This window comes from Kineococcus xinjiangensis (genome assembly GCF_002934625.1).
GTDB lineage: Bacteria > Actinomycetota > Actinomycetes > Actinomycetales > Kineococcaceae > Kineococcus_A > Kineococcus_A xinjiangensis.
Genome location: NZ_PTJD01000002.1, coordinates 1 through 20,040, shown reverse-complemented (window position 1 = coordinate 20,040; position 20,040 = coordinate 1). Strand labels below are relative to the sequence as shown.

The 20,040-nt window shown below is 73.2% G+C and carries 18 protein-coding genes and 1 pseudogene; 15 read left to right on the top strand and 4 right to left on the bottom strand.

The features are described 5' to 3' along the window. Positions 1-16: 16 nt before the first annotated feature. The 5 genes from CLV92_RS03025 to purM all read left to right on the top strand — a co-directional run bounded on the left by CLV92_RS03025 (position 17) and on the right by purM (position 4,590). Positions 17-1,057: a Gfo/Idh/MocA family protein gene (locus CLV92_RS03025; RefSeq protein WP_104431346.1), complete on the top strand. Its 1,041-nt coding sequence runs from the start codon at positions 17-19 to the stop codon at positions 1,055-1,057. A gap of 88 nt (positions 1,058-1,145) precedes the next feature. Next, positions 1,146-1,565, top strand: coding sequence for a sterol carrier family protein (locus CLV92_RS03020; protein ID WP_104431345.1), 420 nt, complete (start codon positions 1,146-1,148; stop codon positions 1,563-1,565). Continuing rightward, the gene (locus CLV92_RS03015; protein ID WP_104431344.1) at positions 1,562-1,861 is read left to right on the top strand and encodes a hypothetical protein; all 300 of its coding nucleotides are present in this window, start codon (positions 1,562-1,564) and stop codon (positions 1,859-1,861) included. Before CLV92_RS03020 ends, CLV92_RS03015 begins: the two co-directional genes overlap by 4 nt. 117 nt (positions 1,862-1,978) lie before the next feature. Further along, positions 1,979-3,475: an amidophosphoribosyltransferase gene (gene purF / locus CLV92_RS03010; protein ID WP_104431343.1), complete on the top strand. Its 1,497-nt coding sequence runs from the start codon at positions 1,979-1,981 to the stop codon at positions 3,473-3,475. Continuing rightward, the gene (purM, locus tag CLV92_RS03005; RefSeq protein ID WP_104431342.1) at positions 3,472-4,590 is read left to right on the top strand and encodes a phosphoribosylformylglycinamidine cyclo-ligase; all 1,119 of its coding nucleotides are present in this window, start codon (positions 3,472-3,474) and stop codon (positions 4,588-4,590) included. Before purF ends, purM begins: the two co-directional genes overlap by 4 nt. Positions 4,591-4,645: 55 nt before the next feature. Here purM and CLV92_RS03000 read toward each other — a convergent pair whose 3' ends face one another. Beyond that, positions 4,646-4,915 carry a DUF3073 domain-containing protein gene (locus tag CLV92_RS03000; RefSeq protein WP_104431341.1) on the bottom strand — a complete coding sequence of 90 codons (270 nt, stop codon included), beginning with the start codon at positions 4,913-4,915 and terminating at the stop codon, positions 4,646-4,648. 241 nt (positions 4,916-5,156) lie between these two features. On the opposite strand from CLV92_RS03000, the gene xylB reads away from it, so the two are divergent. The 9 genes and pseudogenes from xylB to CLV92_RS02955 all read left to right on the top strand — a co-directional run bounded on the left by xylB (position 5,157) and on the right by CLV92_RS02955 (position 16,507). After that, the gene (xylB, locus tag CLV92_RS02995; RefSeq protein WP_104431340.1) at positions 5,157-6,563 is read left to right on the top strand and encodes a xylulokinase; all 1,407 of its coding nucleotides are present in this window, start codon (positions 5,157-5,159) and stop codon (positions 6,561-6,563) included. Positions 6,564-6,655: 92 nt separating this feature from the next. After that, positions 6,656-7,672, top strand: a complete 1,017-nt coding sequence (locus CLV92_RS02990) for a LacI family DNA-binding transcriptional regulator (RefSeq protein ID WP_104431339.1) — start codon at positions 6,656-6,658, stop codon at positions 7,670-7,672. Positions 7,673-8,701: 1,029 nt separating this feature from the next. Continuing rightward, positions 8,702-9,115: a hypothetical protein gene (locus CLV92_RS02980; RefSeq protein WP_146099395.1), complete on the top strand. Its 414-nt coding sequence runs from the start codon at positions 8,702-8,704 to the stop codon at positions 9,113-9,115. A gap of 102 nt (positions 9,116-9,217) precedes the next feature. After that, positions 9,218-12,496 (top strand): bifunctional diguanylate cyclase/phosphodiesterase, encoded by a 3,279-nt coding sequence (locus tag CLV92_RS02975; RefSeq protein ID WP_146099394.1) that lies wholly within the window; start codon positions 9,218-9,220, stop codon positions 12,494-12,496. A 169-nt stretch (positions 12,497-12,665) separates the two neighbouring features. After that, positions 12,666-12,878, top strand: coding sequence for a hypothetical protein (locus tag CLV92_RS20845; protein WP_146099393.1), 213 nt, complete (start codon positions 12,666-12,668; stop codon positions 12,876-12,878). Between the two features lie 174 nt (positions 12,879-13,052). Then, the gene (locus tag CLV92_RS02970; protein WP_146099392.1) at positions 13,053-13,775 is read left to right on the top strand and encodes a hypothetical protein; all 723 of its coding nucleotides are present in this window, start codon (positions 13,053-13,055) and stop codon (positions 13,773-13,775) included. 47 nt (positions 13,776-13,822) lie between these two features. Then, positions 13,823-14,071 (top strand): helix-turn-helix domain-containing protein, encoded by a 249-nt coding sequence (locus CLV92_RS02965; protein WP_245886375.1) that lies wholly within the window; start codon positions 13,823-13,825, stop codon positions 14,069-14,071. An 82-nt stretch (positions 14,072-14,153) separates the two neighbouring features. Further along, positions 14,154-14,687, top strand: a complete 534-nt coding sequence (locus CLV92_RS02960) for a hypothetical protein (protein WP_104431333.1) — start codon at positions 14,154-14,156, stop codon at positions 14,685-14,687. Positions 14,688-15,176: 489 nt separating this feature from the next. Further along, positions 15,177-16,507: pseudogene (locus tag CLV92_RS02955) on the top strand (IS256 family transposase). A gap of 105 nt (positions 16,508-16,612) precedes the next feature. Here CLV92_RS02955 and CLV92_RS02950 read toward each other — a convergent pair. Next, entirely contained in the window at positions 16,613-17,116 is a 504-nt protein-coding gene (locus CLV92_RS02950; protein ID WP_146099391.1) for a hypothetical protein, read from the bottom strand. Between the two features lie 353 nt (positions 17,117-17,469). Between CLV92_RS02950 and CLV92_RS02945 the strand changes: the two genes are divergently transcribed. After that, positions 17,470-18,273, top strand: coding sequence for a hypothetical protein (locus tag CLV92_RS02945; protein WP_104431331.1), 804 nt, complete (start codon positions 17,470-17,472; stop codon positions 18,271-18,273). Positions 18,274-18,404: 131 nt separating this feature from the next. Here CLV92_RS02945 and CLV92_RS02940 read toward each other — a convergent pair whose 3' ends face one another. Continuing rightward, positions 18,405-18,737 (bottom strand): ferrous iron transport protein A, encoded by a 333-nt coding sequence (locus CLV92_RS02940; protein ID WP_146099390.1) that lies wholly within the window; start codon positions 18,735-18,737, stop codon positions 18,405-18,407. A 108-nt stretch (positions 18,738-18,845) separates the two neighbouring features. Further along, on the bottom strand, positions 18,846-19,574 hold the full coding sequence (locus tag CLV92_RS20840) for a hypothetical protein (protein ID WP_146099389.1): 729 nt from the start codon (positions 19,572-19,574) through the stop codon (positions 18,846-18,848). Positions 19,575-20,040: the final 466 nt, after the last annotated feature.

The window sequence follows — 20,040 nt, the reverse complement described above, 5'->3', positions numbered from 1 at the left end:
AAGGACCGGGAGCCCCATGAGCACGGCGACCACCACGGCGACCGCCACGGCCACGGCGGCCGCGAGCCGCGGCGGCGACCTGCGCGTCGCCGTCCTCGGGGTGGGGGTGATGGGGCAGGACCACGCCCGGCGCCTGTCCACCCGCACCGCCGGAGCCCGGCTCGTCGCCGTCAGCGACGTCGACGCCGCGCGCACCCGTGCCGTCGCGGACGAGTTCGGCGTCCGGGCGGTCCACGACCCGTTCGCGGCCATCACCGACCCCGACGTGGACGCCGTCGTCATCGCCACCCCCGGGTTCGCGCACGAGGAGCAGGTCCTCGCCTGCCTGGAGCACGGGGTCCCGGTGCTCTGCGAGAAGCCGCTGACCACCTCGGCGGAGACCTCCCTGCGCATCGTCCGCGCCGAGCGCGAGCTCGGGCAGCAGCTCGTGCAGGTCGGCTTCATGCGCCGCTTCGACGCCGAGTACCAGCAGCTGCGCGCCCTCGTCGCCTCCGGGGAGCTCGGCCGTCCGCTGTTCCTGCACTGCATCCACCGCAACGCGAGCATCCCGCCCCACTTCACCAGCGAGATGCTCGTCCTCGACTCGGTGGTGCACGAGGTCGACGCCGCCCGGTACCTCCTCGGCGAGGAGATCACCGCCGTCACGGTCCTGCGCCCGCGGGCGAGCTCCGAGGCGCCCGAGGGGCTGCAGGACCCGCAGTTCGTCCTCCTGGAGACGGCCGGCGGGGCGCTGGTCGACGTGGAGGTCTTCGTCAACGCCCGCTACGGCTACGAGGTCCGCACCGAACTGGTCGCCGAGCGCGGCACCGCGCAGATCGGCCTCGGCGTCGACCTCGTCCGCCGCTCCGCAGCAGGCTGGGGCGGCAGCATCCCCAGGGACTTCCGCGAGCGCTTCGGCGCGGCCTACGACACTGAGGTCCAGCGGTGGGTCGACGCGGTGCGCCGCGGCACCGTCGACGGCCCGAGCGCCTGGGACGGCTACGCCGCCGCGGCCGTCTGTGCCGCCGGGGTGGAGTCCCTGCGCACCGGCCGCCGCGTGGAGGTCGACCTGTCCTGAGCCGCCCACGGGTGGCGGGACCTCCGGCGTTCGCGCCTCGCGCGGGCCGGGACCGGCGCCGGGCCGGGCGGGGTGCGACGATCGGGGCGTGCCCCCGCGTCGCCGCACCGACCCCACCGCCGGCCTGGCCGGCCTGCAGCGGGCGCTGGCCCCCGACGCCGCCCGCACCGACGTCGCCACCGCCGTGCGCTTCACCCTGGAGGAGCTCGCGGCCCGGGCACCCGGGGGCAGCGTGGAGGTCCGGGTGCCGCCCTTCGGTGCGGTGCAGTGCGTCGAGGGGCCCCGGCACACCCGGGGCACGCCGCCCAACGTCGTGGAGACCGACCCCCGCACGTGGCTGGAGCTCGCCGTGGGCGCGCTGACCTTCGCCGACGCGCAGGCCGCCGGGCGGGTCTCGGCCAGCGGCGCCCGCGCCGACCTGGGCGACCTGCTGCCGCTGCTGCCCGCTCCGGAGCCGCCGGTGGGCGGTTCGGGGACCGGCGCGGCGTCCCCTACGGTCGGGGCATGAGCGACGGACCCACCCCCCGCAGCGAGGACGGCACCCCGGGGCAGCCCCCGTCGCCGTCGGCGGTGGGCCGGCCGGTGCACGTGCGCCGCGCGCCCCGCTACCGGGCCTTCGTGCTGACCGGGCTGGCCGCGGCCGTGGCCGTCGCCGCCGTCATCGCGCTGCTCACGCCGGCCAGCGGCGGGTACAGCAGGCTCGCCCTGCTCGGCTACCTCGGAGTGACGCTCGGGCTCGTCGGGGGAGTCCTCGGCGGGCTCGTCGCGGTGCTGGTCGACCGGCGCGCCGACCGGCGGCGCTGACCCGCCGCCCCGCGCCCGGGGCCCTCCCCGCGGCGCCGTGGCCGCGGCGGTGCTCCGAAGGGGGTGCGAGTGCGCCCTGCGACTCGCGGGACCCCTCGGCTGTGCGACACTCGTGCCGTGGCCCGTGGCGACGGACGACTGAACCACGACCTCCTCCCAGGTGAGAAGGGTCCCCAGGACGCTTGCGGCGTCTTCGGGGTCTGGGCTCCCGGCGAGGACGTCTCCAAACTCACCTACTACGGCCTCTACGCCCTGCAGCACCGGGGGCAGGAGGCGGCCGGCATCGCCGTCAGCAACGGCCGCCAGATCCTCGTCTACAAGGACACCGGGCTCGTGGCCCAGGTGTTCGACGAGCGCGCTCTGGAGGCCCTGCAGGGGCACGTGGCCGTCGGGCACGCCCGGTACTCCACGACGGGCGGCAGCACCTGGGAGAACGCCCAGCCCACGCTGGGCGCCACCGCCGGCGGCACGATCGCGCTCGCCCACAACGGCAACCTCACGAACTCCTTCGCGCTGCGCGAGCTGCTCACCGAGCGCCACCCCGAGCACTCCGGTGGCGAGCTGAAGCAGGGCAACACCACGGACACCGCCATCGTCACCGCCCTGATGGCCGGCGACCCGGACCACACCCTCGAGGCGACGGCCCTAGAGGTGCTGCCACTGCTGGAGGGCGCCTTCAGCTTCGTCTTCATGGACGAGCACACCCTCTACGCCGCCCGCGACCCGCAGGGCATCCGCCCCCTCGTGCTCGGGCGCCTCGAGCGCGGCTGGGTCGTGGCCAGCGAGACCGCGGCCCTCGACATCGTCGGCGCCAGCCTGGTGCGCGAGATCGAGCCCGGTGAGCTGGTGGCCGTCGACGCCGACGGGCTGCGCTCCACCCGCTTCGCGGAGGCGAAGCCCAAGGGCTGCGTCTTCGAGTACGTCTACCTCGCCCGGCCCGACACCACGATCAGCGGCCGCGTCGTGCAGGAGGCCCGCGTCGACATGGGCCGCGCCCTCGCGCGCGAGCACCCCGTCGACGCCGACCTCGTCATCCCCACGCCGGAGTCCGGCACCCCCGCGGCGATCGGCTACGCCGAGCAGTCCGGCATCCCCTACGGCCAGGGCCTCGTGAAGAACGCCTACGTGGGCCGCACCTTCATCCAGCCGAGCCAGACGATCCGCCAGCTCGGCATCCGGCTGAAGCTGAACCCGCTGAAGAGCGTCGTCCACGGCAAGCGCCTCGTCGTCGTCGACGACTCCATCGTGCGCGGCAACACCCAGCGGGCCCTCATCCGGATGCTGCGGGAGGCCGGGGCGGCGGAGGTGCACGTGCGCATCTCCTCCCCGCCGGTGACGTGGCCCTGCTTCTACGGCATCGACTTCGCCACCCGGGCGGAACTCATCGCGACCGGCCTGGGGGTGCAGGACGTCTGCACCAGCATCGGCGCGGACTCCCTCGGCTACATCTCCATGGAGGGCATGATCCAGGCCACGCGCCAGCCCGAGGAGCGGCTCTGCACCGCGTGCTTCTCCGGCAGCTACCCCATCCCGCTGCCCGACGTGGAGCGCCTCGGCAAGCACGCCCTGGAGCGCCCGACCCTGCCGATCACTCCCGTGGGACCCCGCCCGTGAGCGCTGCGCAGACGCAGGGCACGACGTACGCGTCGGCCGGCGTGGACGTGGAGGCCGGCGACCGCGCCGTGGAGCTGATGAAGGCGTCGGTGGCCCGCACCCACGGCCCCGAGGTCGTCGGCGGCTTCGGCGGCTTTGCGGGCCTCTTCGACGCCAGCGCGCTGCTCGGCTACCGCCGCCCGCTGCTGGCGACGAGCACCGACGGCGTCGGCACGAAGGTCGCGATCGCGCAGGCCCTGGACCGGCACGACACCATCGGCGCGGACCTCGTCGGGATGGTCGTCGACGACATCGTCGTCTGCGGGGCGCGCCCGCTCTTCATGACCGACTACATCGCCTGCGGCCGTGTGGTCCCGGAGCGGATGGCCGCGATCGTCGCGGGCATCGCGCGGGCCTGCGCCGAGGCGGGTACCGCCCTCGTCGGCGGGGAGACGGCCGAGCACCCCGGCCTGCTGGGGCCCGACGAGTACGACGTGGCCGGTGCCGTCACGGGCGTCGTGGAGGCCGACGCGGTCCTGGGCGCCGAGCGGGTCCGGGAGGGCGACGTGCTCGTCGCGCTGGCCTCCTCGGGGCTGCACTCCAACGGCTACTCCCTCGTGCGGCGCGTCGTGGCCGACGCGGGCTGGCAGCTGCAGCGCCACGTCGACGACTTCGGCCGGACGCTGGGCGAGGAGCTGCTGGAGCCGACGCGGATCTACGCGCGCCCGGTGCTCGACGCCGTCGCGGCGCTCGGCCACGGCGAGGACGGCGTGCACTCGCTCACCCACGTCACGGGCGGCGGGCTGGCGGCGAACCTGGCGCGGTGCCTGCCGACGGGTCTCACGGCGGTCGTGCAGCGCGGGACGTGGACGCCCGGGGCGGTCTTCGCGATGGTCCGCGACCTCGGGCGCGTGCCCGCGGCGGACCTGGAGCGGACCCTCAACCTGGGCGTCGGCATGGTGGCCGTGGTCGCACCGGAGTCCGCGGACGCGCTGCGTCGCCTCTTCGACACCGCGGGGATCCCGGCGTGGGTGTGCGGCGAGGTGCGTGCCCGGCGGGACGAGGACGGGCGCAGCAACGCCAAGGGTGTAGACGGCGGAGTGGCCCTCCTCGAAGGTGAGCACCAGGGCTGGTGACCTTCGGGGAGGGCCTCGGCCCCAGCGTGCGTGAGCGGGTGGAGGGGACGGCGGGTCAAGCCCGTCGCTTCGCCGCCCACGCCTCGTAGTCGTCGTCGACCTCGTCGTCGTCCACCGCGTAGCGGGTGGAGTCGAACTCGTCCTCGTCGTCGGCTGACTCGTCCTCCTCGGCACCCTCGGCGTCAGCCTCGGGGCGCGTGGAAGCGCTGTAACGGTCAGGCCCGTGCAGTTCGCGCTGGAGCGCCTCGTAGTCGGTCTCCGGGCTGAAGTACTTCAGCTGACGGGCGACCTTCGTCTGCTTGGCCTTCGCACGGCCGCGCCCCATGGCGTCGACCCCCTCGCACGTCGACCCGGGGTCGGCGCATGCGGACCCCGGAGTTCCTGGTCATCTCTCCGTGACCCAACGGTACAGGCTCGCCGAGCCTTCCGGCATTCTGGTCCCCGCTGAGACACCCGGACGCCCCAACCGCCCTCCGGCGGGGCTCCGGACGGGCCTCCGGTGGGCGCCCGGGAACGGATCGCCGCCGTCCGGGACGGCCGTCGGCGCCCAGTGGTTGGCTGCAGTCGTGCCGACCGTCGCGGGGATCGACTCCTCCACCCAGTCCTGCAAGGTCGTCGTGCGCGACGCCGTCACCGGGGAACTGCTGCGCGCCGGCCGGGCCGCCCACCCCGAGGGCAGCGAGGTGGACCCGCACCGGTGGTGGCGGGCGCTGGAGGAGGCCCTCGCCGACGCGGGCGGCCTCGCCGACGTCGACGCCGTCGCGGTCGGCGCCCAGCAGCACGGCATGGTCGCGCTGGACGACGCCGGGGAGGTCGTGCGCCCGGCGCTGCTGTGGAACGACGGCCGCTCGGCGGGGGCGGCCGAGGACCTGGTGCGTGAGCTGGGCGGTCCCGGGGAGTGGGCGCGGGCCGTCGGCTCCGTGCCGGTGGCCTCCTTCACCGTCGCGAAGCTGCGCTGGCTGGCCGAGCACGAGCCGGACCGGGCGGCGCGGGTGGCCCGGGTGTGCCTCCCGCACGACTGGCTGACCTGGCACCTCGGTGGCCGGGAGCGGCTGACCACCGACCGCGGCGACGCCAGCGGCACCGGCTACTTCAGCGCCGCGACGGGGGAGTACCGCCGCGACCTCCTGCGGCTGGCGATGGGGGCGGACGGCGCCGAGGTGGAGCTGCCGCAGGTGCTCGGGCCCGCAGAGCAGGCCGGGCGGCTCCGGGTGGGTGGGCGGGAGGTGGTGCTCGGCCCCGGCACCGGCGACAACATGGCCGCCGCCCTCGGGGTCGGTGCCGTCCCCGGCGACGTCGTCGTCTCCGTCGGCACCAGCGGGGTCGTCAGCGCCCTCAGCCCGACCCCGTCCGCGGACCCGTCGGGAGCCGTCGCGGGCTTCGCGGACGCCACGGGCCGCTACCTGCCCCTCGTCTGCACGCTCAACGCCGCCCGCGTGCTGGACGCGGCCGCGCGCCTGCTCGGGGTGGACCACGAGGAGCTGTCCCGCCTCGCCCTCTCCGCCCCCGCCGGCGCGGAGGGGCTCGTGCTGGTGCCCTACCTGGAGGGCGAGCGCACGCCGGTGCGCCCGGACAGCACCGGCGCGCTGCACGGGCTGACCCCCGCGACGTCCACGCCCACCCACCTGGCCCGCGCGGCGGTGGAGGGGCTGCTGTGCGGGCTGGCCGACGGGCTGGACGCCCTGCTGGCGCAGGGGGTGGAGGTCCGCCGGGTGCTGCTGGTCGGCGGCGGGGCCCGCTCGGAGGCGGTGCGCCGCCTGGCCCCGGCGCTGCTCGGGCGCCCGGTGCTCGTCCCGCCGCCGGGGGAGTACGTGGCCGACGGGGCGGCCCGGCAGGCGGCGTGGGCGCTCCTCGGCGGCGAGGAGCCGCCGCCCTGGGAGCCCGGAGCGGCCGGGACCCATGAGGCCGAGCCGCAGCCCGAGGTGCGGGAGCGCTACGCGCAGGTGCGCGACCTCACGGCGCCGCGGCAGTAGGGCCCCGGCCGGACCCGGACAGTAGGCTGCCCGGACCAGTCGTCCGGCAGCCCGCCACCGCGCCGGGCCGGGCGCCCACAGGAGGACCCGCAGTGACCCGCGTCACCATCGCCGAGATCGCCCGCCGCTCCGGCGTCTCCAAGGGGGCCGTGTCCTACGTCCTCAACAACCGCCCCGGTGTCTCCGACGCCACCCGCGCCCGCGTCCTCAAGGTCGCCGAGGAACTGCAGTGGGTGCCGAACCGGGCCGCCCGCATCCTCTCCGGATCGCGCACCGACACCTTCGGCCTCGTCGTCACCCGAACCGCCAGCACCCTCGGGCACGAGCCGTTCTACATGGAGTTCATGTCGGGCCTGGAGAGCGTCCTCAGCACCCGCGACTGCGCGCTGCTCCTGCAGGTCGTGCCCAGCCCCGACGCCGCCGCGGCCACGTACTCCCGCTGGTGGTCGGAGCGGCGGGTGGACGGCATGGTCATCGTGGACGTCCGCGTGGACGACCCCCGCATCCCCCGGCTGCAGGCGGACGGCGTGCCCTCCGTGGTCGTCGCCGACCCCTCGCTGGCCGGTGGGCTCACCTGCGTCTGGACCGACGACGCCAGCGGGATCCGCGAGGCCGTGCAGCACCTCGTGGACCTGGGGCACCGCCGCATCGCCCGCGTCGCGGGCCTGCCCGACCTCGGCCACGTCCGCATCCGCGACGAGGCCCTCGCGGCCGCCGCGGCGGAGCACCGCATCGAGGCGCGCATCGTGCACACCGACTTCTCCGGCGACGACGGCGCGCGCGCCACCCACGACCTGCTGACCGGTGCCGACCCCGTCACGGCGATCGTCTACGACAACGACCTCATGGCCGTGGCCGGGTTGTCCGTCGCCACCGGCCTCGGCCGGCGGGTGCCGGAGGACGTCAGCCTCGTCGCCTGGGACGACTCGGCGCTCTGCCGGGTGACCCACCCCCGCATCACGGCCGTGGGGCACGACGTGGCCGCCTACGGCGCCGCGGTGGCCGGGCGGCTCTTCGGCCTGCTGGAGGGGGAGGCCCCGGCGGCCCACCTCGCCGCCACCCCGACCCTGCGTGCCCGGGGCAGTTCGGCCCCTCCGGCGCTCGGCTGAGGGCCGGCCGGACGGCCCGGCGAAGAACTTCCCTCAGATGTGTAACACCTCCGGGCGAGGCCGCGATGGAGCCGGTGAGTCCGGGGGGACTCGTGCCGTCGTCCGGGGGGACCGGCGGCGCGCAGGGGGTTCACAGGGGGGTGGCACGTCGCGTCTGGCGGCAGGCGGGGGGTCTGCCGCCAGACGCAGTGCAGCTACCCGGGCGCGCAACGATCACGTGCGCGCGGCGGGCCCGCTGACGCGGAACGGCCCCGGACCGCACCTCGTGTGCGGTCCGGGGCCGTTCGTGCGTCCGCTCCCGGACCGGTGGGCTCCCGGCAACGGGACCGCCGGGTGGCGTTGCTCGCGCTCGAGCCCGTGCGGGCACCGGCCGACGGGATCGTGATGTCGTCGGATCGACGAGGCACCCCACCGGGCGGGGCCGGGTCGTGCTCGACACCGGCGAGGACGGTGCCGAGGGCAGGGTCGACGCCCCACCGCTCCTGGTGCCGCACGCCCCACCCGGCCGCGAGGTGCGCTGAAGCCTGCGGCGGGGGCCGCGTGGGGGTCGGCTGACACTCCTGCTGCACCGAGGCGGCGACACGCCGGTGCGGAACGCTCCCGGTGCGGTCCGTCGCAACCTGGGGGCAGCAGGAGTGTCAGGGTCGGACGGCTCCGCCCACGGGTGATGCCCGCTCAGGGCCTCCGCCGGGGAGGTCGAGCATCAAGCGCGGCACTGCCGAGGGGGACCGCGCTTCTGACGCGTCGCGCGGGGGCGACCAGCGGTGATGACCCCGGCCAAGCTGAGCACGGCCCGGGCGATGTCGGCCGACGGCAGTCGGAGCGGTTGACGCGGCCCCGTGGGTCGCCCCGCCCCGATCGGATCACGCAGGTGAGTCGACTGAGGCTCCCCTGCGAGGGGCGGCCATCGAGGGCGCTCCGCAATGCAACGTTTACCCGTGGTGGGTCGGGGGAAGTCTGCCCGGAGCGCGGGCCGCCGGAGACGTGGAGCGGGCCCGCAACCCGAGCGCACGAGGGTGGGTGCATCCGGTGGGTCACGACGAAGACAGCAGCCCCTCCGCGCCGGCCGGTCCACCTGGAGCCGGTGAGGAGCAGACGGGGCGCGGAGATGCGGCGAGCCAGGCTGCTCGCCTCGGTGTCGGGCTGCTGCTGGCGGCCCTCTCCGACGACGCCGACGCCCAGAGCGTCCTGATCGCCGACGTCCCGCCGCGGCAGGGGGCCCTCAGCGCGGTGTTCTGCGCGCAGTTCGCCGCCAGCGTCCTCGATGAGCTGCCCCCGGCACAGCGGGCGGCGGCGCAGACGCGGTTGCGGACAGCCGCGCTGCTGTTGCAGACCGACCCTCCCGTGGGGGACTTCTCTGCTGCGCCGACTCCACCGGGCCGGTCACCTGCAGGTCACGTCGGGCAGCAACCGCCCCGCCCGCCTCGCCAGACCCACAGGTAGCGCCCCCGCCGCGAGACTTCTGCGGATCGCTGACGTGCAGTGAGCTGGCGGGTGCACGCTGTGGAAACGGCTTGAACTCCGTGCAGACGGGTGGCGGTGGGCATGAGGCAGGTGGGCTCGGCGCGGGTGCGGGTCGGTGTGCCCGCGGTTCTCCTGGCGTGGGCGGTCTTCGCCGGCGTCCTGCTGCTGGTTCCGAATCGCTCCGGGGCCTCCAGCGTGGCCGGTAGCACCGGCCTGTTCCTCGCGGCGGTGGTCTTCACGGTCGTGGCGTGGCAGCGAGCTGCCTGGCACCACGCGGCGGAAGCCGGCCGCTGGCCGGGGCGGGGGTGGCGGCTGCTGGCAGCAGGCGGCGCTGCCTTCGCTGCGGGGCAGTGCGCCTGGGCCTATCAGCAGGTACGGGGCTGGCCGGTGCCCTTCCCGTCCTGGGCGGAGGCCCTGTTCCTGCTGGAGTTCCCCCTGATCGCAGCAGGCGTCCTGTGCCTGGCGGATCAGTCGATGCGCGCGGTGTCGCGGGTACGGATCATCGTGGACGGTCTGCTCCTGGTCACCGCCCTGCTGATCCTGTTCTGGGACGTGGCGCTGCGGCCGGCCTACCTGGAACAGGCCGGCGCAGGCCGGGTGGCGCTGCTGGTGGGGTTGGCCTTTCCGCTGGCGCACGTGGTGGTGCTCTCCCTGATCGGTGCGGTGGCGGTCCACAGCAGCGCGCGGAGCCGGGACTTCGCCTTCCTCGCCGCCGGTTTGCTCACCTCGGCGCTGGCCTATGCGGTCTTCGGGTGGCTGGCCGCCCGGCAGAGCTACTTCACCGGCCACCTCGTCGACTCCCTCTGGGTCCTGAGCTTCGGCCTGATGTGCCTGGCGGCGTGGAGCCCGCAGTCCGTCGCGGTGCGGGCCCAGGGCGGGACCGCGCTCCACGAGGAGGCCGGCGCGCAGGAGGTGGCCGCTCGCCGCCTGGGGTGGGGGGTGCGGGCGGGGGCGGCGCCGGCGGTCGTGCCGGTGCTGCTGGCCGCGGGCGCGGTGGCGCTGCTGGCGGTGCAGTTGCTGTGGTGGGGGGATCTGGACCTCGCGCACACCGGGCTGGGCGTCTGTCTCGGGATCATGCTGCTGGGCCGGCAGTGGCTCTCCCTGCGCGAGCACGCACTGCTCAGCCGGAGCCTGGAGCAGCGGGTTGCCGAGCGCACCGCGGAGCTGACCGCGCGCACCGCCGACCTGGCCGCCCGCTCCAAGGAGCTGACCGCGAGCCGGCAGCGGTACCAGTCGGTGCTGGACAGCGTCCACGAGGTGATCTTCCAGGCCGACCTGCACGGGGCGATCACCTTCGTCAGCCGCGCCTGGCAGGAGCTGACCGGGGCACCCGTCGACCAGGCCCTGGGACGGCCGCTGGCCGCTCTGGTCGACCCGAAGGACGCCTCCGCCGTCAACGAGGCGGTAGGGCGGGCGCTGATGTCCTCCACCCCGGTGCAGGTGCAGCTGCGCCTGCTCCACCGCGACGAGGCCCCCTGTTGGGCGGAGGTCGGCGTCCAGGTGCTCAACGACGAGCACGGCGCCCCGGTGGGCCTGGCGGGGACCCTGCGCGACATCAGCGACCGCCACCGCGCGGAGGAGGCACTGCGGCACAGCGAACGGCGCTGGCGGCTGCTGCTGGAGTCCACCAGCGAGGGCATCTTCGGCCTGGACCTGGACGGGCGCTGCACGTTCGTCAACACCGCCGCAGCGGCGATGGTGGGCCTGGACCCGGTGGAGCTGGTGGGACGCAACGTGCACGAACTCGTGCACCACAGCCACGCCGACGGCAGCCCGTACCCGCTCTCGGAGTGCCCGGTCCTGCCTGCGGTGCGGGCCGGGCGCGGCTGCCACCTGAGCGAGGAACTGCTCCACCGCGCTGATGGCAGCAGCTTCCTCGCAGAGGTCAACGCCCGTCCCGTCTACGGCGACGGCCAGGTGGAGGCTGCGGTGAAGACAGTCGTCGACATCACCAGCCGTCACGCCGCCCAGCAGGAGGTGCGCCACCGCGCCTTGCACGACCCGCTCACCGACCTGCCCAACCGTGCGCTGCTGAGCGATCGACTGGAGCAGGCCATCGCCGGCACCTCCCGCAGCGGCGAGCCGACCGCGTTGATGGTGCTGGACCTGGACGGCTTCAAGGACGTCAACGACCGCTTCGGCCACCAGGCCGGGGACGAACTGCTGCGGGAGATCGCCACCCGTCTCAGCGCCTCGGGGCTGCTCCGCGCCTCCGACACCGTCGCCCGCCTCGGCGGCGATGAGTTCGCCCTCGTCCTGCCCGGCCTGCGCGACACCACCGACGCCGCCGCGGTCGCACGCAAGGTCCTCGACACGATCGGGGAGCCGATCCTGACCGGCACCGGGACGCTGCAGGTGGGGTGCAGCCTCGGCATCGCCATCGCCCCCGACGACGCCCGCGATGCCTTCACGCTGCTGCAGCGAGCGGATGTGGCGATGTACCTGGCCAAGAGCGGCGGGGGAGGGATCGCCCGCTACCACGCAGAGCACGACCGGGCCCGCCTGCACCGGCTCGAGCTGGCCGACGACCTGCGCGCTGCCGTGGACGCGGCCCAGCTGTACCTGAACTACCAGCCCGTCATCGACCTGCGCACCGGCGACGTGGACCACGTCGAGGCGCTGTGCCGCTGGCAGCATCCCCGCCGGGGCAACGTCTCAGCCCAGACCTTCATCGACATCGCCGAGCAGGCCGGGCTCATCGGCGACCTCACCCGCCACGTCCTCGTCCTGGCGCACCAGCAGAGCCAGGCCTGGCGCAGCGCGGGGCTGCACGTGCCCATCGCGGTCAACATCTCTGCCACCACCCTGCACGACGCCGAGCTGCTGCAGGCCGCCTACGACTGGCACCACAGCGACCCGCCGGCCGGTCCCTTGGAGATCGAGGTCACCGAGAGCGCCGTCATGACCCACCCCGCCTTGGCCATCGAGCAACTGCAACGGCTGACCAACCTCGGAGTCCGGGTCTCCATCGACGACTTCGGCACCGGCTACTCCTCCTTGGCGCACCTGCGTGACATGCCCGTGCACGCCGTCAAGATCGACCGGAGCTTCCTCGTCGGCACTCACCAGGACCCCTCCGTCGAGCACCCCGCCGAGCGCTCCGTCGAGCATGGCGGGCAGCATCCGGGGGATCGGCGACGGCAGCGGGACCACGCCCTCGTGGAATCGATCATCCAGCTCGGACACACCCTGGACCTGACCGTCATCGCCGAGGGCGTGGAGAACGCCCAGACCGCCCAGCGACTGCGAGAGCTCGGCTGCGACGAAGCCCAGGGCTTCCACTTCGGCCGCCCCCAACTCGCGCAGCAGCTCACCGCCGCCCTCCGCCCCCTGCGGGCAGAACCCACCCCACCCGCCTGACCCGCGCGTCCGCACGGGCGGCAGCCGGCGACACCGCCCCCAGCCCCGAACGGCAAGGGGCAGCCGCGCAGCAGCCACGCGTCGAAGACGCAGGTGACGTCCTTCGTCCGGTGGTCGCGACGCTTCGTCGAGTGCCCGCGAACACACTCGATCGTCGCTGGGTGAGCAGGTGCGGAGGCGTTCACCGCTACCGGAGGCGGCGGCCCTCCTCGCCGCGGGGATCGAGGCTCCGGAGGTCCTCGTGCAGCGCGTCCACACTCCGGCCGGTGAGCTGATCGTCCCCTTCCTCGTCCTGCCGGGTCTGGCTCAGGACCCCTCCGGGCTCACCCGGTGGCGTCCCGCCGGGCACCTCGGCCCCAGCCTGGCCAGGCCCGGACCGTAGGTCCAGCGGACAAGGAGCCGACGTGCGGATGGGGTCTCGCTCGACCGCGCCCCCTGTAGCCGCTGGTGTGCGACCAGCCGGGTGAGGCAGGGGCGGGCGGTTCAGGTCTTCGCGGGGAGTGCCGATCCATCGAGTGTCGATCGCTCGAATCTCGATACGCCCCGGGAGCCCCGCATGGCACTCTCCCTCGCCCGCCGCCCCGCTCGGCGTCGGGACATCCCAGTGCAGCCGCTGCGGATCAGCCTGCTCATCGGGGTGTTCAGCGTGTTCGGGATCTTGTCGTTGCTCGTCGGGGTGGGCGCCGCGGTGATCGCCACTGGGCAGTCCGGGACGCCGATGCACCTGCCGGTCCGCCTGGCCGGCTCTCCGACCTTCTGGGTGCAGCATGTCGCCCCCCAGCCGGTGCAGGCCCTGGCCCTGGACAACGCCGACACCGCCCTCTACGAGGGCGACGGCCAGGACGCCTCCGCCGGGATCACCGCCGGTGCAGGTGGCTTGCGGGCGGAGGTGGCGTTCCTGGACCACCCCGTGGATGCGGGTGTGGCGCTGGCTGCACATTCCGGCGCCGCCGTGGCGGGGCTGAGCGTGTTCATCCTGGTGGCGCTGCTGGTGCCGCTGGTGCGCACCACCGCCGCCCGGGAGCCCTTTGCCCCCGGCAACGCCGCCCGCCTGGCCGCTGCCGCCGGCGTGCTGGTGCTGGCCTCGATCGCAGCGTCGGTCCTGCCCTACCTGGGTGCGCAGCGGCTGCTTCAGATGCCCTTCATCACCGAGAAGGTGTGGGTGGCGGACCTGCAACCGGTGCTGTGGCCGCTGCCGGCTGCGGTGCTCCTACTCGTCCTGGCCGCCGCCGTGCACGCGGGCGCCCGCCTGCGCGAAGACACCGAGGGCCTGGTCTGAGCCCGATGGCAGCACCCACCACCCCCGCTGCTCCTACACGCGAGCCCGTGACGCAGGCGGGAGCCGACGTCGACAGCGGGGCGGAAGCGCCGCACCGCATCCGCTGCCACCTCGACGTCCTGCTGAAGCAGCGCGGGATGACCATGGCCCAGCTCGCCGCCCGCGCCGGGATCACCGTGGCCAACCTCGCGGTGCTGAAGAACGGCCGGGCCCGCGCGATCCGCTTCTCCACCCTCAGCGCCCTGTGCGACGCCCTGGACTGCACGCCTGGGGACCTGCTCAGCCTCGACAGCTGACCCACCACCGCCCGTGACCGCTTCGCCCAGTGCGCCCGCCCCTGCCTCTGCTCCACCTCCGCAGACCCTCTGGAGTTTCCCTGTGGCTGACACCTCGCTCGGCTCCGACCCTGACCTCGCCCCGCACTTGGGCGCCGGCAGCCGCCGCCACCAGATCAGGATCGTCCTGGCCGCCGGCGCGCTGGCCCTGACTGCGGCGTCCGTTGCCACCCACGCCGCACTGGCCGACGACGGCCAGCCCAAACCGCAACCGTTGGCGCCCACTACGGCCTTCGCGGTCCTGGCCGCACCGCAGCAGCCCAGCGACGTCATCGACAGCCCGCACCTGCGCTACCTGGTCCGCCCCGACACCACCCGCTTCCTCGGCGAGACCCCCATCGGCCCGGCCTACCTCGGAGTCGGGATCACCGGCGACGCCTGCCTGGTGACCCTCAGGGCTCAAGGCGCCGAGATCGTCCCTGACACCGGCTGCACGCCGTGGCCCTCGGACTCCTCCACCGCCGTCATGAGCGGCGACGGACCTCGTGACGAAGACGTGCTCCTCGTCCCCGACGGCTACCAGCACGACGAAGCCTGGCGTGGCATCCACCGCAACCTCCTCATCAAGGTCATCTGACCGAGCCGACCACCACGCAAACGCACGACTCTGCCGAATTGAGGGCGTTCGTGCAGGAGATGACTGCCACCCTGTACCCATGGCTCAGCACCGGCGCCAGTACACCCGGCAGCAGGAGGTCGCCCGCTGGGCCGGGACGCTGCTGCTCGCGGTGATGCTCGGCGTCGGCGCTTGGTTCAGTGTCGCCAGTGCAGTCAGAGGAGACGCCGGCCCTCTGCTCGCCGGACTGCTTGTCGGTGCTACTCCGATCCTTCTCGAGGCATGGCGCAGTCGCCGCTCGCCACAGCCACCAAGGGACTAGCCGACGGGCGCCAAGGAAAGGGCACTGGACAGCGACTGGAGCCCGATGGCCTTCCAGTCGCCATGGAGCCGGACCCACCGTGGAGGCAAGTCCGCACGCCCGCCCATGCCGCGGGGACTGTCTGATCAACGGTGTAAGTGATCGGGCCTGACGCGCCGAGCCGGCTGGCTTGGCGGGAAGGACCCCGCATGACCGACATGATCACGCCCATGACCGAGGAGCAGGCTCAGGAGCAGGAGACGCAGCGGCCGGCCGGGCCGCTGGGCGCTGCGCAGCAGCGCCGGCTGGCTGAGGAGCTGGTGGAGACCGCCAGGGCGCAGGGCATCGAGCTGGTCGGGCCCGGTGGGCTGCTGACCGGGCTGACGAAGACGGTGCTCGAGACGGCCCTGGAGGCGGAGCTGAGCGAGCACCTCGGCTATGACAAGCACGAGCCAGCCGGGCGCAACCGCGCCAACAGCCGCAACGGGACCCGGACCAAGACGGTGCTGACCGATGTCGGCCCGGTGCAGATCGAGGTGCCGCGGGACCGAGAGGGGACCTTCGAGCCGGTCATCGTGCGCAAGCGGCAGCGCCGCCTGGACAGCATCGACGAGGTCGTCCTCTCGTTGACCGCCCGCGGCCTGACCACCGGTGAGGTGTCCGCGCATCTGGCAGAGGTCTACGGAGCCCAGGTGTCCAAGGACACCGTCTCGCGCATTCCCCCACGCTTCGCGCGGGAGGTGCCCCCACCGACAAGGTGATCGCGGAGATGACCGAGTGGCAGCAACGTCCCCTGGACCGGGTCTACCCGGTCGTGTTCATCGACGCCATCAACGTGAAGGTCCGCGACGGCCAGGTGACCAACCGCCCCATCTACGTGGCCATCGGCGTCACCCTCGCCGGGGAGAGGGACATCCTGGGGCTGTGGGCCGGTGACGGCGGCGAGGGCGCGAAGTTCTGGCTCTCGGTGCTCACCGAAGTGAAGAACCGCGGAGTGCAGGACGTGTGCATCCTCGTCTGCGACGGCCTGCGCGGCCTGCCCGATGCCATCGCCGCGGTCTGGGAGCAGACGGTGGTGCAGACCTGCATCATCCATCTGATCAGGAACACGTTCCGCTACGCATCACGGGCGGACTGGGACCGCATGTCCAAGGACCTGCGCCCCGTCTACACGGCCCCGAGCGACGCCGCGGCGGAGGCGCGGTTCGACGACTTTGCCGAGGTCTGGGGCACCAAGTACCCGGCCATCGTGCGGCTGTGGCGCAACGCCTGGAGCGAGTTCATCCCGTTCCTCGCCTACGACGTGGAGATCCGCCGCGTCATCTGCTCGACCAACGCCATCGAGTCCCTCAACGCCCGCTACCGCCGCGCCGTCCGTGCTCGGGGGCACTTTCCGACCGAGCAGGCGGCAATCAAGTGCCTGTACCTCGCGACCAGGGCGCTGGACCCCACTGGCCGGGGCAGGGCACGCTGGGCTGCCCGCTGGAAGCCCGCCCTCAACGCCTTCGCCATCACCTTCGAAGGACGCATCACCCACTAACCGCCCGGCCAGTTACACCGAAGATCGGACAGTCCCATGCCGCGGGGTGGAGCGCGATCATGATGCGCTTCGCACGCACCGTCGCCGATGTCTGGCCGGTCCCTGTCAGGTGAAGAGATCGCTGGCGGCCAGCATTCGTACGGCCTCTAGAGGTGGCCGCCCGGTGTAGACCTCGATGTTGTAGCCGGCCTCAGGTCGTCGCAGCACCCAGGCGAGCCTGGTGAGGCCACCTGGCCTGTGTTGAACACCGACGTGGTGACCGCGCAGGTCGACGACCGTGGAGTCTCCCGACGCGGGGGCTCGACGAGTCCTGGGCGCTTCATCCGGCCAGGGGGCGCCGGAGCCGTAGACCATCGTCAGGGTGGTCATGCCGTGGTGGTAGCCCTCGTCTTCCGTCAGGTTCAACGACTGCTCGTCAGGGACGTAGGCGACGCGGACAGCGTTACCCCCGCTGGGGTGCACCTCGGAGGGACGCTCAACCTCGTCGCACCCCAGCGTGGCGTAGAGCTCGTGCAGTCCCTCCTGCCGCAGCACGGAAAGGGTCGGCATCGTGAAGCCGAGCCGTTCCCGCACGACGTCGGGTCGCTGCCACGTGTAGCTCGAGGCCATGGGTTGATGGCTGGGTACCCGTCCGCCACGCCCACCGTCACCGGGCTGTAGGGAGCGAAGCAGCAGCTCCAGTCCAGGCGGCAAGGGCAGGCCGGTCACCGTCCCGAAGTCAACGCCTATCGGCTCGTCACCCTGCATGACACCACCATGGGACATCGGCCCCCACCTGTGCGGTTCGTACACCGCCCAGATGTGCGCTCACGCCGCTGGTGGGGCGCGATCATGAGCGGCTGGTGACGTCCGACCATGTCTTCGGACTCACGCCGTCGCACGAGGGGTGAGGTGCGCGGCGCCGCCCGGTGGCAGCATGAGTCGGCCGATCCGATCGGGAAGCCCGCGGATGGAGGTCGACGGTGAGTCGGTTGCACGTGCGCCTGCTCGCCAACGCCTACCACCGCGCCTTCCCCGCCATGGTCGCGGAGCTACGGCGCTACGTGCCCGACGTCGACCTTACGGAGCCGGAGTGGCTGCCCCTCCTGGATGCGATGGGAGACGGTGATGTCGACCTGGGATGGCCTCGCTGGTCCGAGGCCGGCCGAGTACGGGTGCCACTGACCCGGCTGCGGGTGGATGAGGGGCCACTCGATGAGCACGTCGAGCAGTTGGGCTCCTTCATCGCAGGCTTCCCCGGCTGGCTGGTGCAGCTCCTCGCACCACACTCCGGGATCGACGTCCGGGCGATGCCACTGCCCATGACGTCCTCGCAGCTGATCGCGCTGCTGCCGCACGTGCTGCGCCGTGACATCGCCGTGGAGCAGGCGTGCACCTGGCCGGACACCACACAGGCAGCGCTGGACCTCACCGATCTCGACGCTTGTTGTGACGGGGTGGACGGCTACCTGGTGGAACTCTTCAGCGGACTGCAGCCGGCTCCTGCGCCCGGGCCCTGGCAGGGGCAGGTGGCGTGGGAGGCGATCAGGACCGCGTTGCCGCTCGGAGCAGTGGTCACTGCCAGGGTCATCGCCACTCGCCGCGACGGAGCGCACGTCGAGGTGGACGACTGCCCCGAAGCCGTCGCCGTCTTGGACGTCGAGGCCGGCGACGCTGCAGTACCGGCCCTGGCGCGCGGCTGTCGCGTCGAGGCCCGGGTCATGGACCACCGCAGGGACAACCGGCAGGTGCGGCTGCGCCTGACCAGGCTCCTGCCACCCACCTGAGTCGACACCCAGCACCCGGCGCCTGACGCGCTCCACCCGCAACGGCGACCGCCCCGAACATCCGCCCACGCCGCTGATGGGCCGCGATCATGGTGGTCACTGGACGCGCTCTGCGCTGGGGCGGGCTGCTGCTATGGCTCGTCTTCCAGCCGCCTGAGGTAGCGGGCCAGGATTCGAGCGGAGGAGTAGGGGCCATCGTCGGACATATCATCCTGAGCCTCGTCGAAGCAGACTTGGTACTCCAGCTCCCCTTGGGGTGAGTCGATCACCTCGACGATGTTGGGCACGTCCCAGGAGTCGATCGTGCCGGTGAACTCCTGACGCCAGGGCCCTGACCACTGTGGGTCCTGCACGACGCGGACGCGGGTGCCCGCCGGCCAGGCGCCTTCCGGCCATGCCTGTCCCGAGCGCCAATCAGGGTCGCCCGAGGGCTCACTCTGCTCTTTGGAAGGCCCGCCCCGCATGCGCTAATCATCGAACACCTCACCCGGGAGGCGAACATCCGCAAACGCCGCCCTGTGGGTGCGGTCGGAGCTCATCGCGGTTGTGTCAGCGGTTCGCGAGAGCTGACGTTAGGCCCGCCAGCGGGCGCGCAGGACGCCGTCGGTGTCGGGGACGGCTGCCTGCATCAGATGCCCGTCGAGGAGCGCACCGCCCACCTCCTGCCAGGCGGCGGCGACGGCCCCGCCGGACAGGGCAGCGACGTCGGTGTCCTCATCGTTGAGGAAGCGGTGATGCACCGACCCGTCGCGCAGCGCCCAGACGAGCCTGCCCATGTCCCCGTCGGCCAGGGCGCTGACGGCCCCGTCGGTGACCGTCGCGACATCGGGAAGCAGCGCCGGCCAGACGGTGACCAACGACCGCGGGCGGATGCGGGGCTGCAGGGCGGCGCTGGGCAGCTCTGCTGACCGCAGCCGGTAGTGGGTGACGCCCCAGTTCCCGGGCAGCGGTTGGGTCTCTACCAGCACCTCCCCGCGGTCCAGGGCCAGGTCGTCCACCCGGCGCCAGAACCGCTCGTCGGCCCGTTCCTGCACGTAGGGCCCCTCATCCTCACCGGAGCAGGGTTCCTCGCGTTCCACGGACAGCCCCTGGGCCCTGGCTCGCTCGACAGCGTGAGTGCAGGGAAAGGTGCTGCTGACGTGGAGGTCCTGGTCCCAGCCGACGCTGACGATGAGGCGGTCCTCGGCCTCCAAGGTGGCTGCCAGGGCGCCGTCGCGCAGCCGCTGCCGAACCAGCTCCACCGCCTGGTCGAGACTGACCTCCACCCCGTCGAACAGGTTCTCCAGGTCAGGCCCAAACATGCCCGTGAGCACCCGCCAGGTCGCTTCGCCACCCGGGTACGGACCCGTCACCCGTGGAGAGCGCACCTGCAGATGGCTGACACCGGCCTCGACGGCGAAGGCGGCCACCGCCTGCAAGGAGGCGGCCTCCAACGGACCCCGGTCGTTCACCGGCGGCAGCGCGGGGCCGCGCCGAGCCTGGCGGTGGCTCCGCGGCGGGTCGCCAGGGCTGATCACGTAGGCGTACGGCAAGCACATCCCGGTCGGTCCTCCACAGTCTTCAACAACCGGGCTGCTTCCACCCTGCGCCACCGCAACATCACTCAAAGCCACTCTAAGTTCGTCAGTACCCGCGCTGGAGCCGTCATCACTCGCACGGCGGACCCGACCCCTGAACCGCCCCGGCGAGTCCGGAGACTTCCTACTCTGAGGCTCCGACCGGTGTCGGGGTCTGGTGGTGAGCGTAGTGAGCCTGCTCGGCCTCGAC